Consider the following 12,364-nt stretch of genomic DNA (forward strand, 5'->3'; position numbering starts at 1 on the left):
TTACGAATTACGTATCTACCATTCATAAAAATATCCCTAAATATAAATTTAGGGATATTTTTTTTTGTTTTTTATAGACGTATTATTCAACTTTTGAACTCGCCTTAATACCAAGGCCATAACGTTCCGCATAAACCCATGTAAATTGTGCTCCAAAAAATAAAATTAAACAGGAGTAAGACACCCAGAGTAATATAAGTACGATGGTTCCTGCGGCTCCATAAGTTGACCCAGGATTTGCCTGACCAAAATATAAGCCTAAAAGAAACTTTCCTAAAACAAATAGAACGGAGGTTATTAAAGCGCCAATCCATACCGTTTTCCACTTAATTTTTGCATCCGGTAGAAATTTAAATATGAGTGCAAACAGTAAGGTAATGACACCTATGGACACTAGAAAATCGAATATAAAAGCAATATAAACTACTAGGTCTGGAAACAACCCTTGGATATAATCATTTAACGCTGATATAATTGCTGTAATTAAAAAACTAATAAGCATTAAAAAACCAATGGCTAGAATAAACGCAAAACTACGGGCACGATCCAAGATCATTTTCCAAATTCCCATATTATTCTCCGAACTTATTTTCCAAATTTGATTAATAGATATTTGCAAATGATAAAATACACCCGTTGCACCAAAAATTAAAGTACCAATTCCCAAAATGGTTGCCAATGTACTTTTTTCATTATTTTGGGTTTCAACCATCATAGCTTGTATAGATTCAGCTGCATCACTACCTAAAGCTCTTGAAATTTCATTAGTTAATTGACCTTGTACAATTTCAACACCCCAAAAATATCCTACCAAATTTATGATAATAACTAAAAGCCCTGGCAAGGATAAAACGGCATAATAGGCTACAACCGCACTTAATCTAAACGGTTCATTAGCATCCCATGCTTTATAAGTATCCACTATAAGCGATGGCAAATGTTTTAATTTAAATTTTTCACTATTTATTTGGTTCATGTTTTTTGCAATTAAAAAGTTCGTACAAGCCCAACACCTAAATTTAGCGCTTTTAATTGATTGAAAAAAGGTTGACTTTAAAGCCAACCCTTTTTTAAAAATATATTTTATTTAATTACATTTTAAATTTGTGATAACTAAATTTCTGACCAACAACAGATATGTCTGCCATTAAACCTGCTTTAGGCATGGTTAACACAATTACTTCATCGCTATAACTGATGTTTTTAGAAACACCTTTATCCACTGCTACTGCAGACGTTTCAGCTCCAAATTCAAAATTTCCTTCTTTAAATTTAGATAAAGCCTCATCGGTTTCAAAGAAAACAACCTCAACAATAGCTTGACCACCAGCTTTTAAGCCAACGCTTAATTCTTTTAAATCAGCCATACCTACAGCCTTACCATTTTCATAAACAACACCATTACCACTAGCTCCACCTAATATTAAGCCACCTTTTCCTACATTTGGAAAAATTACATAACCTGAAGCACTTTTGAAGAATTTTTCAAAACCGGCATCTTTTTCCAAGATCATGGTTTTTGCATTCTCGGCATCTTTCATTATTTTAATGTCTTTGTCATTTTGTGCAGCGGCACCCACGGTTATAAAAAGGAGGCATGCTGCCATAATTGTTTTTAAAGTATTCATAGTTTTAAGTTTTAATTATTAATACCCAAACTTAATTATATACCTGCATTAATAATGACACAATACGTAAAATCCTTATCGTATATAATTTAAGTCATAAAAAAAATCCATATTGCGAATATGGATTTTTTTTTATAGCAAATACGTTATTACTATTTTAGAAAACGTTTCATTATCATATACAAACCGTATTTTCCCGCTAGATTAAGTAGTGTACTCACCCAATTTGACGGTTTTAAATCTTCTTTAAATTCTGTTTTAAGAAGTTTCATTTCCTCTAAAGCTATTTTACGCTCTAAATTTAAGCGCTTCAAGTCAGACTCTATATCTGTAAAAGATTCGTAGTTTTTCATAATTTATGAATCAAAAAATTTAGTAGAAAGGCTTTTAATAATAACTTTATTAATGGCTGCTCTTTTTAAATAAATTATTCCTGATACAAGTAAAAAAACACCAGCAACTATTAAATAACCAAGTGCTAAATCTCCCAACCATTCGCCCATAGCTAAAGCTAATGCAAAAGCAATAAATAGTAGCCCTATGGCAAGTAATCCTCCAATAACTAATGCTTTAGCAACCAAGCTTATGGATACTGTTAACTGTTGAAATATCTTGAGCTTAAAATACTCTTGCGATTTTTCAACATACGTTTCTCCAGCATCGGTCATTTTGCCAGTCGTTTCACTTAAAGATTCGAAAATATTCATTTAAATTATGATTTTTGGAACTTCTTATTTTTAGCTTTCAAGTCACTTAATTTCTTCTCCAAACTTGTGATAACGTCTTCCGTTTTATGACTCACATTACTTACTATAGATTCCAATTGCTGATCAAAATCTTCTTTCCTATGCGTGACTGTATGGGCTACTTTGTCTCGTAAATCATGCGCTGTTTCACTCATTTTATCACGAGCATGTCCTGCTTCATCTGCAATTCGCTGTCTCGTATTTGAACCTTTGTCTGGAGCAAAGAGAATTCCTAATGTTACGCCAATGGCTGTGCCTGCTAAAATTCCTAATAATGTACTACTTTCTTTTCCCATGATATTTGATGTTTATTTTAAATTATAATTCAGTATAAATCTTAATAAAAATATTAAAAATCTTACAACTCTAATTTAGTGAATTTTCAGCATATATGACGACATAGTCTATAAATTTATTATGTGGTAATATAGATTATCACAATAACGAAATTAATATGGAACATTTTACAGTTAAAATGCAAAAAGCTTGAGTGAACCTCAAGCTTTTTTATAATGGAATATTTAAAAAATGTTTATTTGATAGCCACTAACTCTAATTCGAAAGTTAAATCTTGACCAGCTAATGGATGGTTTCCATCAACAATAATATGATCATCATTTACAGCAGCAACACGAAATTGGTGCTCTGTTCCATCAGGGTTTTTAGACGCAAGTCCCATTCCCACTTCCGGCTTAATGTCTTGAGGTAACTGATCTTTTTTCACTTCATGAAATAGTTCTTTCTGAACGTCTCCGTATGCTTCAGTTTTTTCTATTACGACTGTTTTTTTATCGTTTACTTTCATATCTAAAACTGCCTTTTCAAAACCAGGAATTAGCATACCTTGACCAAGTGTGAATTCTAACGGCTCTCTATCTGCAGAGCTATCAAAAACTTGACCACTACTTAATTTTCCTGTGTAATGAACTTGTACAGTATCATTTTCTTTTACATGACTCATAAAAATTGTATTTAATTTAAATTCGTGCAAAACTAACAATTATTAGTCGGAATACCATAGCTGCTCAATGTCTTATCAAAATATTAACGTTTATTTTAACCGAAACAAAGGAAAAACCATAATTTCTTGATTTACCTATTAAAAAAAAATCTTAAATTGTTTCATTTAATTCAATTATCCATTGGCGTTCATTTTCTTCGCATTAAAAACTCAAAAAACATATTACTCACCTTATTGGCTGTTCTCATGTTTGCTTGTGTGTTTTCGCAAACAAAAAAAAAAGAGTACGCTTCGAGATTCATTAGACAACAAAATTGATTTCAGCGATTTTCTTTTAAATCCGAAAGGTTTTATCCCTTTAATTCAACCCATAACCGAACCAGCTTTAGGCAATATTGGCGGTGTTATTTCTCCCATTTTTATTAGTCCCAATAAAAATAAAATAGAAGGTGAATACACGCCTCCTAATATTACATCCGTTTTTGGTGGCTATACGGCCAATGATACTTGGATGGTAGGTGCTATCAGAATGGCTTCACTCCCTAAATATGGCTTGAAATATCAGGTCATGATGGCCTATTCATCCGTAAATATGGATTTCTATAGAACCATTCCTATAATTGGTGAAAAACAATTTGCATTTAATTTTAAGGCATTACCTATATTTTTTTCCCTCTTAAAGGAAATTAATAATACCGGTCTATTTGTTGGAATAGAATACCTATACTTAAAAAATGAAGTAACACCTAAATTTGATTTTATAACCTTACCTGATTTTCTTGATGAAAAATCCCTGAAAACTAATTTGAGCAGTCCAGGGATTGTTTTAGAATTTGATAACCGTGATAATATTTTTACACCAGACAATGGCTTTTTAATTAACGCTACCTATCATTTTAATGCAGATTGGACAGGAAGTGATTATAACTTTGGTAATTTAGAACTGTCTGCGCAGTACTATCACCAATTTATTCCCGAATTGGTTAGTGGACTTCGTTGGGCGTCTGAATTTCAGTTTAACGAGTCGCCGTTTTATGTGGAGCCTTCCATAAATTTACGAGGGGTTCCTAAAATGCGTTATCAAGGTCGATCTACACATCTCATTGAAACCGAACAGCGCTTTGATTTCACCAAACGATGGAGTTTAGTTGGTTTCGGGGGATTAGCAAAAGCAGTAAAAGAAAATGAATCCTTTGTGGACTCTGAATTAGTTTATAATTACGGTACTGGATTTCGATATTTAATTGCGCGTAAATTTAAAATTCGGATGGGAATAGATGTTGCATGGTCCAATAACGACTTTGGGTATTATATAATATTTGGAAGTTCTTGGAATAACAGAAAGTAATTATTGGGATGGAGATTCATGCCAGCAGTATTTTTTTTCAAATAAATAAGACTACAGACAGCACTGTCGTTCGTCTAAAAATAAAAATGAAAACATATAGTATCCATTAGCTGCGCAGACCCTGAAGTGGGTTCGTTGCTCAATTAAGCTCAAACTGCTGGCGCAGTTAACGACTTTTTTTTTTATGCCATGACTTTCAATCCTCTAACAACGACGACGTAATGGCATAAAAAAACCTAAAATCCATTAAGATTTTAGGCTTTATTGGTCGGGGTGGCAGGATTCGAACCTGCGACCTCCGCGTCCCAAACGCGGCGCGATAACCGGGCTACGCTACACCCCGAATTGGCTATCTTTTTCAGTTTTAAAATAAACATTCTAAAACCGAGGTGCAAATATATAGCTTTTCTTTAGAATCATGCAACAAAAAAATTTTAAATTTATAGTTAAATTATATATATCATGAAATCACGTTTTTACATATTAGCATTAATTCTTTCTATGAGCATTTTGGCGTGTGCTCAAGATAAAAACCCAACAAATATCCATCATTCCCATGAAGTGGTTGTTCCTGATTTAAAAAACCCTTGGGGCTTTGTGTTTCTGCCTGATAACGCCATGCTGATTACAGAAAAATCGGGAGCACTTATTCATTTCAAAAATGGTAAGAAAACACGCATTACAGGACTTCCTGAAATCCATGTTTATGGACAAGGTGGTTTAATGGATATTGCACTTCATCCTGATTATAAGTCTAACGGATGGATATATTTCTCCTATGCTTCTTCAGATGGTAATGGTCAAGGAGGACATACCGCAATTGCGCGTGCAAAACTGAGCAATAACGCATTAGTTAATTTTCAAGTGCTATACAAGGCAACCCCCAATACAAAAGCAGGTCAGCACTTCGGTTCACGAATTGTAATAGATAACAACAACTTTTTATTTTTCTCCATTGGCGATCGTGGTAATCGGGATGTCAATCCACAGGACTTAACTAAAGATGGCGGGAAAATCTATCGCTTACATGACGATGGCTCTACTCCTACAACCAACCCTTTTGTAACCACACCAAATGCCAAAAAAGCTATTTATTCATATGGTCATCGTAATCCGCAAGGCATGGCCATTCATCCTAAAACAAAATCTATTTGGATTCATGAACATGGTCCAAAAGGTGGCGATGAAATTAATATTGTACAAGCTGGCAATAATTATGGTTGGCCAAAAGTTACGTATGGCGTAAATTATTCTGGAACAGAAATTACAAATAAAACAACCTTACCAGGTATGACGGAACCTATCCATTATTGGGATCCTTCCATTGCACCAAGCGGCATGGCATTTATTAATAGTTCTATATATCCAGATTGGAAAGGGAATCTTGTGGTAGGTTCATTAAAGTTTCAATACCTAGATTTGTGCTATCTTGAAGGCAAAAAAGTTATAAAAGAAGAACGCTTGTTAGATGGTTTAGGCCGGGTTAGATCCGTTGTACAAGGTCCAGATGGCTATATTTATGTTGGAATTGAAAATCTTGGAATTGTAAAAATTCTACCTAAAAAAGCGTAAATCAAACATCAATAGCGAAGTTTAAATAAATGAACCAATAAATTCCATCCTAAATAACTAAATTTGTAACCATAACTAAAAAAATAATTCATGCTTATTATTGGTATTGCTGGTGGTACTGGCTGTGGTAAAACAACCGTTGTAAATCAGATTCTTGATCAACTTCCAGAAGGTGAAGTTGGTGTAATTTCTCAAGATTCTTATTATAAAGACACGACACATTTATCCTATGACGAACGTGTAAAAATAAATTTTGACCATCCGCGCTCCATCGATTTTGAATTATTAGAATCGCATTTAAAAGAATTAAAGAAAGGAAATGATATTCATCAACCTGTTTATTCGTTTATAAAACACAATCGCACAGGTGATATAATTCTTACACACCCAAGAAAAGTTATGATTGTTGAAGGTATTTTAATACTTACAAATCCAGAATTACGAGATATGTTCGATATTAAAATATTTGTTCATGCCGATAGTGATGAACGCCTAATTCGCCGATTAAAACGTGACATTTCAGAACGTGGTCGCGATTTAGATGAAGTTTTAAGCCGTTATCAAAACACGCTTAAACCCATGCATCAACAATTTATTGAACCCATGAAGGAGTATGCTGATATTATTATTCCAAACAATAAATACAACACTGTTGCTGTGGATATTGTTAAAACTATTATCAATCAACGTTTAGTATAATGGCCAAGCTAAATAGCAAATATTTAAAACCTTTTAAAAATATTTTCATCGTAATAGTTGTGGTATTTGCTGTATGGATGATGTTCTTTGATGCCAATTCCTATTTAATTCACAGAGAATTAAATACGGAAATTGAAGAACTTGAAACTGAAAAAGAGTACTACAATAAAGAAATTGAAAAGGATAAAAAAGCCATTAAAGAATTGAGTAGCGAATTAGGTGTTGAAAAATTAGCGCGCGAAAAATACTATATGAAGAAAGCTAATGAAGAAATCTTTATAATTGAATATGAAGATAGTATTCCAAAAGAAAATAAAAATGACTAAACCTTTATTTAGCCTGTTTCCAGAAGTATCTTCCAAAGAGTGGAAACAAAAAATTCAATCGGATTTAAAAGGTGCCGATTATAACGAAACACTTATTTGGCAATCCAATGAAGGTATTAATGTGAAACCATTTTACCATCAAGATATGTTAGAAAATGTTTCAACCAAAGCCATTCCAAATACGCCCTGGAATATTTGTCAGACCATTTTTGTCCAACATATTGACGTAGCCAACGGTATTGCTATTTCTGCTTTAAAAAATGGCGCTGAAAGCATTAAATTCATTATTCCCAATGATAGCGTTTCTGTAGATGATCTTTTAAAAGATATTGACTTAAAAAAAACGACAATCTATTTTGAGGTCCAATTTTTATCAGAATCTTTTGCTAAAAAAATCACCAATTTAGGTGGTAATAATCAAATCATCATCCAAACAGATATTATTGGAAATCTAGCACGAACAGGCAATTGGTTTTCTAATTTAAGTGCAGATCATGACGCTTTTACGAACATCGTAAAACTTTCAAACACGGCCACTATTGACACTAGTTTGTATCAAAATGCTGGTGCTAATATGGTCCAACAATTAGCCTATGCTTTGGCACATACCAATGAATATTTTAATTATTTAAATGAGCAGCTTTCAGCATCAGAAAAACAAACATTTAAAACAGTTTTTCAAATAGCTATTGGCTCCAATTACTTTTTTGAAATAGCCAAAATTCGTGCCTTACGCGTTTTATATCAGGCATTGGCAGCAGATTATGGATTTAATACAACCTGTCATATTTTTGCGGTTCCAACCAAACGTAACAAAACCATTTACGATTATAATACCAATATGCTTCGTACAACCACGGAATGTATGAGTGCTATTTTAGGAGGTGCCAATACCATTTACAATATGCCTTATGATGCTATTTATCATAAGAATAATGAATTTGGAGATCGGATTGCACGGAATCAACTTTTAATATTAAAGCATGAAAGTTATTTTGATCAAGTTAAGAATCCTGCCGAAGGTTCCTATTATATGGAGACGTTAACAGATCAGTTAGCTGAAAAAGGATTGGAACTTTTTAAAGATATTGAAACTAACGGTGGTTTTTTAAAACAGTTAAAAGACGGCATTATTCAACGTAAAATAAAAGAAAGTGCCAACAAAGAACAAGCGCAATTTGATGCTGGAAAAATAACCTTACTTGGAACAAATAAACATCCAAATAAAGCCGATAAAATGGCCGATGAATTGGAGTTGTTTCCTTTTGTTAAAACCCAAGCAAGAAAAACCCTTATTGCTCCTATAATTGAACGACGATTAGCCGAAAATATGGAACAAGACCGTTTGCAAACGGAACAATAACCCATTCCTATAAAAGGCAAATTTGTACAGTGATAACGCATCAGTTAAATAACCCATTATTATGAGTCGGAAAAACATTCAACATATTCAATTAAAATCAACAGAATCTCAAGCAAGAAATGAAGCGTTTGACACCTTTAATTCTGCTGAAGATATTGCTATAAAATCTGTTTATTCCAAAGCGGATGTAGCTAATTTAGAGCATCTCAATTTTGCTGCAGGTATTACACCAAATCTTCGAGGTCCTTATAGCACGATGTATGTTAGAAGGCCTTGGACTATAAGGCAATATGCAGGTTTTTCAACAGCGGAAGATAGTAATGCGTTTTACAGACGAAATCTAGCTGCCGGACAGAAAGGCTTATCGGTTGCATTCGATTTAGCAACACATCGTGGTTATGACTCGGATCATAATCGTGTGGTTGGCGATGTTGGTAAAGCTGGTGTAGCCATTGATTCCGTAGAGGATATGAAAATTCTTTTCGATGACATTCCATTAGATAAAATGAGTGTTTCCATGACCATGAATGGCGCTGTTTTACCAATAATGGCTTTTTATATTGTAGCGGCTGAAGAACAAGGTGTAAAACCCGAGCTTTTAGCAGGAACAATTCAAAATGATATTTTAAAGGAATTTATGGTGCGTAACACCTATATTTATCCGCCAACACCTTCCATGAAAATCATTTCAGATATTTTTGAATATACCAGTAAAAACATGCCGAAGTTTAACAGCATCAGTATTTCGGGTTATCATATGCAAGAGGCTGGTGCCACCTGCGATATTGAATTGGCTTACACCCTAGCCGACGGATTGGAATACGTTAAAAAAGGCATAGCCGCAGGGATGGATATTGATACGTTTGCGCCTCGTTTATCATTTTTCTGGGCCATTGGCATGAACCATTTTATGGAAATCGCAAAAATGCGTGCCGCTCGAATGCTTTGGGCGAAACTGATAAAACCATTCAATCCTAAAAATGAAAAATCACTTGCGTTACGAACCCATTGTCAGACTTCCGGTTGGAGTTTAACAGAACAAGATCCGTTTAATAATGTTGCGCGAACGACCATTGAAGCGGCAGCAGCTGCTTTTGGAGGCACACAAAGTTTACATACAAACGCTTTAGATGAAGCTATTGCCTTGCCAACTGATTTTTCCGCACGAATTGCCAGAAACACACAAATTTATTTACAAGAAGAAACACAAATAACGAAAACAGTTGACCCATGGGCTGGGAGTTATTATGTAGAAAAATTAACTCATGATATTGCCGAAAAAGCTTGGGAACTTATTGAAGAAGTTGAAGAATTAGGCGGTATGACCAAGGCCATTGAAGCTGGAATACCAAAACTTCGTATAGAAGAAGCTGCGGCTAGAAAACAGGCACGAATAGATTCCAATCAAGATATTATTGTAGGTGTTAATCAGTATAGGTTAGCTGAAGAGGCACCAATTACCACGCTGGAAGTAGACAATCAAACGGTTAGAACATCACAAATTGAACGTTTAAATAAAATTAAGGCAACCAGAGATGCTAGTAAAGTGAAACAAGCATTAGCCAATTTAACGACCGCGGCAAAATCAAATCAAGATAATTTATTAGCTTTAGCCGTTGAAGCGGCTCGAGAACGTGCTACACTAGGAGAAATTAGTGATGCATTAGAAGTTGCCTTCGGACGATATAAAGCACAAATTAAATCCTTTTCTGGCGTGTATAGTAAAGAAATTAAAGATGACGAATCTTTCAAAAAAGCCAAAGCATTGGCAGATGCCTTTGCTGAACAAGATGGCAGACGTCCGCGAATTATGATTGCCAAAATGGGTCAAGATGGTCATGATCGTGGCGCAAAAGTAGTTGCCACAGGTTATGCGGATGTTGGTTTTGACGTGGATATTGGCCCACTTTTTCAAACACCTCAAGAAGCAGCCAAACAGGCTGTTGAAAATGATGTACACGTATTAGGCGTGTCATCTTTAGCTGCTGGTCATAAAACTTTGGTGCCTCAAGTTATTGATGCACTTAAAGCCTACGGCCGCGAAGACATTATGGTTATTGTTGGTGGTGTCATTCCCAAACAAGATTATCAATATTTATTTGATGCTGGTGCGGTTGCCGTTTTTGGTCCCGGAACAAAAATTAGTGACGCAGCCATACAAATTTTGGACATATTGATTGATTAATTAATGACTACAAACTTATACTGATATTCAATTTAGAAAATATAAATTTTAATTCGGATAAATTTGTCTGAATTAAAAATATGTTTTATATTTGTCCCATAAAATAAAACTATGTTTTCTAAAGCTTGTGAATACGGCATCAAAGCCTCCATATTTATTGCTTTAAACTCCCACCAAGAACAACGGGTAAGTTTAAAAGCGATTGCTAAAGAAATTGCTTCACCCGAAGCATTTACAGCAAAAATTTTACAAGATTTAGCTAGACATAACATCATTAACTCCGTAAAAGGTGCTCATGGTGGTTTTGAAATTGTAAAATCGCAAATTTCGAGTATTAAATTAGAAGAAATTGTACGTGCCATTGATGGCGATACTATATATAACGGTTGCGGTTTAGGCCTGCACACTTGCGATGAAAGTCATCCCTGTCCTGTACATGATAAATTTAAAGATATCCGAAATGATTTGAAAGTCATGCTAGAAACAACAAATTTGGAAGAATTAGCTTTAGGCGTCAAGTCTGGTGCTTCCTTTTTAAAAATTTAGACACCATAAATAAGTACGAGTAAAAAAAATTTAATTATAAATAGGATATATTTATCCGAAATAAAGTAAAGCATTATGGAAACATTACATAAAAACATGAGCAAACCAATTGGCGAATATGTAGCCGATGATTTTAGAACAGCTGCCGTATTTAGTAACTACGGGATAGATTTTTGCTGCAAAGGACACAGAACTGTTGAGGAAGTTTGTAATAAAAATGGCGTAAATCCAGATGAACTTTTAAGTAAACTGGATGCTATTTTAGAATCCAAAGGTAATAACGCCATTGATTACAAATCCTGGCCTTTAGATTTACTTGCAGATTATATTGAAAAAACACATCATAGATATGTGGAAGAAAAAATTCCCGTATTGCGCCAGTTTTTAGATAAATTATGTAAAGTGCATGGTGGTAATCATCCGGAATTGTTTAAAATTAATGAACTCTTTACTGGTTGTGCTGGCGAACTAGCTGCACACATGAAAAAAGAAGAGTTAATACTTTTTCCATTCATTAAAAAAATGGTGAAAGCAACTTTAGACGGTCAAGCAATAGAAGCGCCGCACTTTGGAACTGTGGAAAATCCAATTGCTATGATGATGGAAGAACATGAAAACGAAGGCGAACGCTTTAGAAAAATTGCGCTTATCACTAACAATTATACACCACCTGCAGATGCTTGTAACACCTATAAAGTTACCTATGCTATGCTGGACGAATTTGAGAAAGACTTACACCTACACATACATTTAGAAAATAACATTTTATTCCCTGAAGCCGCCAAATTAGAGCAGCGCTTTTTCCAAGAGTAAATTAATAGCAATTGTTATTTTCAATAACTGGAAGTTAATATCTTTTTAACTTCCAGTTTACTAAAAAGTTTAGTAATTAATAGTTTGTTTACTGATACACTTCTCTTGTCTATTTTATAAATAAGTATTTTTTTAGAGGGAATATTTATTGTAAGTTATGGTTTCAACAAGAGAAGT

Annotated in this window: 14 protein-coding genes and 1 tRNA gene; 8 read left to right on the forward strand and 7 right to left on the reverse strand. The window is 34.1% G+C overall.

Going from position 1 to position 12,364, the window contains the following annotated elements; all coding sequences use genetic code 11:
* Nucleotides 1-82 precede the first annotated feature (82 nt).
* From GMA17_RS07555 to GMA17_RS07580, 6 genes are all read right to left on the reverse strand, one after another.
* A complete protein-coding gene (locus GMA17_RS07555; protein ID WP_248400588.1) occupies nucleotides 83-976 on the reverse strand; it encodes a YihY/virulence factor BrkB family protein in 894 nt (297 codons plus the stop codon).
* 115 nt (nucleotides 977-1,091) lie between these two features.
* Complete coding sequence (locus tag GMA17_RS07560; protein WP_248400589.1) at nucleotides 1,092-1,628, reverse strand: YSC84-related protein; 537 nt, start codon at nucleotides 1,626-1,628, stop codon at nucleotides 1,092-1,094.
* 152 nt (nucleotides 1,629-1,780) lie between these two features.
* Complete coding sequence (locus tag GMA17_RS07565; protein ID WP_248400590.1) at nucleotides 1,781-1,981, reverse strand: DUF6327 family protein; 201 nt, start codon at nucleotides 1,979-1,981, stop codon at nucleotides 1,781-1,783.
* 3 nt (nucleotides 1,982-1,984) lie between these two features.
* Nucleotides 1,985-2,335, reverse strand: a complete 351-nt coding sequence (locus GMA17_RS07570; protein WP_248400591.1) for a phage holin family protein — start codon at nucleotides 2,333-2,335, stop codon at nucleotides 1,985-1,987.
* Between the two features lie 5 nt (nucleotides 2,336-2,340).
* Complete coding sequence (locus GMA17_RS07575) at nucleotides 2,341-2,670, reverse strand: YtxH domain-containing protein (RefSeq protein ID WP_248400592.1); 330 nt, start codon at nucleotides 2,668-2,670, stop codon at nucleotides 2,341-2,343.
* A 236-nt stretch (nucleotides 2,671-2,906) separates the two neighbouring features.
* On the reverse strand, nucleotides 2,907-3,335 hold the full coding sequence (locus GMA17_RS07580; protein ID WP_248400593.1) for a peptidylprolyl isomerase: 429 nt from the start codon (nucleotides 3,333-3,335) through the stop codon (nucleotides 2,907-2,909).
* 256 nt (nucleotides 3,336-3,591) lie between these two features.
* Between GMA17_RS07580 and GMA17_RS07585 the strand changes: the two genes are divergently transcribed.
* Nucleotides 3,592-4,683, forward strand: coding sequence for a BamA/TamA family outer membrane protein (locus tag GMA17_RS07585; protein WP_248400594.1), 1,092 nt, complete (start codon nucleotides 3,592-3,594; stop codon nucleotides 4,681-4,683).
* Nucleotides 4,684-4,948: 265 nt separating this feature from the next.
* On the opposite strand, the gene GMA17_RS07590 is transcribed toward GMA17_RS07585, so the two are convergent.
* Nucleotides 4,949-5,026 (reverse strand) — tRNA-Pro (locus GMA17_RS07590).
* 119 nt (nucleotides 5,027-5,145) lie between these two features.
* On the opposite strand from GMA17_RS07590, the gene GMA17_RS07595 reads away from it, so the two are divergent.
* The 7 genes from GMA17_RS07595 to ric all read left to right on the forward strand — a co-directional run bounded on the left by GMA17_RS07595 (nucleotide 5,146) and on the right by ric (nucleotide 12,187).
* The gene (locus GMA17_RS07595; RefSeq protein ID WP_248395010.1) at nucleotides 5,146-6,255 is read left to right on the forward strand and encodes a PQQ-dependent sugar dehydrogenase; all 1,110 of its coding nucleotides are present in this window, start codon (nucleotides 5,146-5,148) and stop codon (nucleotides 6,253-6,255) included.
* Nucleotides 6,256-6,345: 90 nt separating this feature from the next.
* Nucleotides 6,346-6,954: a uridine kinase gene (gene udk, locus GMA17_RS07600; RefSeq protein ID WP_248395011.1), complete on the forward strand. Its 609-nt coding sequence runs from the start codon at nucleotides 6,346-6,348 to the stop codon at nucleotides 6,952-6,954.
* Nucleotides 6,954-7,280, forward strand: coding sequence for a septum formation initiator family protein (locus GMA17_RS07605; protein ID WP_248395012.1), 327 nt, complete (start codon nucleotides 6,954-6,956; stop codon nucleotides 7,278-7,280). The genes udk and GMA17_RS07605 overlap by 1 nt, the downstream gene beginning before the upstream one ends.
* Nucleotides 7,273-8,643, forward strand: a complete 1,371-nt coding sequence (locus GMA17_RS07610) for a methylmalonyl-CoA mutase subunit beta (RefSeq protein ID WP_248395013.1) — start codon at nucleotides 7,273-7,275, stop codon at nucleotides 8,641-8,643. The genes GMA17_RS07605 and GMA17_RS07610 overlap by 8 nt, the downstream gene beginning before the upstream one ends.
* Nucleotides 8,644-8,704: 61 nt before the next feature.
* Entirely contained in the window at nucleotides 8,705-10,828 is a 2,124-nt protein-coding gene (gene scpA, locus GMA17_RS07615) for a methylmalonyl-CoA mutase (protein ID WP_248395014.1), read from the forward strand.
* Nucleotides 10,829-10,939: 111 nt separating this feature from the next.
* Nucleotides 10,940-11,374, forward strand: a complete 435-nt coding sequence (locus tag GMA17_RS07620) for an Rrf2 family transcriptional regulator (protein WP_248395015.1) — start codon at nucleotides 10,940-10,942, stop codon at nucleotides 11,372-11,374.
* Between the two features lie 75 nt (nucleotides 11,375-11,449).
* A complete protein-coding gene (ric, locus tag GMA17_RS07625; RefSeq protein WP_248395016.1) occupies nucleotides 11,450-12,187 on the forward strand; it encodes an iron-sulfur cluster repair di-iron protein in 738 nt (245 codons plus the stop codon).
* Nucleotides 12,188-12,364 lie beyond the last annotated feature (177 nt).

Origin of the sequence: Bizionia sp. M204, assembly GCF_023205095.1 — a bacterium.
Lineage (GTDB): Bacteria > Bacteroidota > Bacteroidia > Flavobacteriales > Flavobacteriaceae > Algorimicrobium > Algorimicrobium hallyeonense.

Coding starts and splice junctions, on each gene's coding strand:
- GMA17_RS07595 (WP_248395010.1), top strand. CDS start 5,146: ATGAAATCACGTTTTTACATATTAGCATTAATTCTTTCTATGAGCATT.
- GMA17_RS07575 (WP_248400592.1), bottom strand. CDS start 2,670: ATGGGAAAAGAAAGTAGTACATTATTAGGAATTTTAGCAGGCACAGCC.
- udk (WP_248395011.1), top strand. CDS start 6,346: ATGCTTATTATTGGTATTGCTGGTGGTACTGGCTGTGGTAAAACAACC.
- GMA17_RS07605 (WP_248395012.1), top strand. CDS start 6,954: ATGGCCAAGCTAAATAGCAAATATTTAAAACCTTTTAAAAATATTTTC.
- GMA17_RS07565 (WP_248400590.1), bottom strand. CDS start 1,981: ATGAAAAACTACGAATCTTTTACAGATATAGAGTCTGACTTGAAGCGC.
- scpA (WP_248395014.1), top strand. CDS start 8,705: ATGAGTCGGAAAAACATTCAACATATTCAATTAAAATCAACAGAATCT.
- GMA17_RS07610 (WP_248395013.1), top strand. CDS start 7,273: ATGACTAAACCTTTATTTAGCCTGTTTCCAGAAGTATCTTCCAAAGAG.
- GMA17_RS07555 (WP_248400588.1), bottom strand. CDS start 976: ATGAACCAAATAAATAGTGAAAAATTTAAATTAAAACATTTGCCATCG.
- ric (WP_248395016.1), top strand. CDS start 11,450: ATGGAAACATTACATAAAAACATGAGCAAACCAATTGGCGAATATGTA.
- GMA17_RS07620 (WP_248395015.1), top strand. CDS start 10,940: ATGTTTTCTAAAGCTTGTGAATACGGCATCAAAGCCTCCATATTTATT.
- GMA17_RS07570 (WP_248400591.1), bottom strand. CDS start 2,335: ATGAATATTTTCGAATCTTTAAGTGAAACGACTGGCAAAATGACCGAT.
- GMA17_RS07560 (WP_248400589.1), bottom strand. CDS start 1,628: ATGAATACTTTAAAAACAATTATGGCAGCATGCCTCCTTTTTATAACC.
- GMA17_RS07580 (WP_248400593.1), bottom strand. CDS start 3,335: ATGAGTCATGTAAAAGAAAATGATACTGTACAAGTTCATTACACAGGA.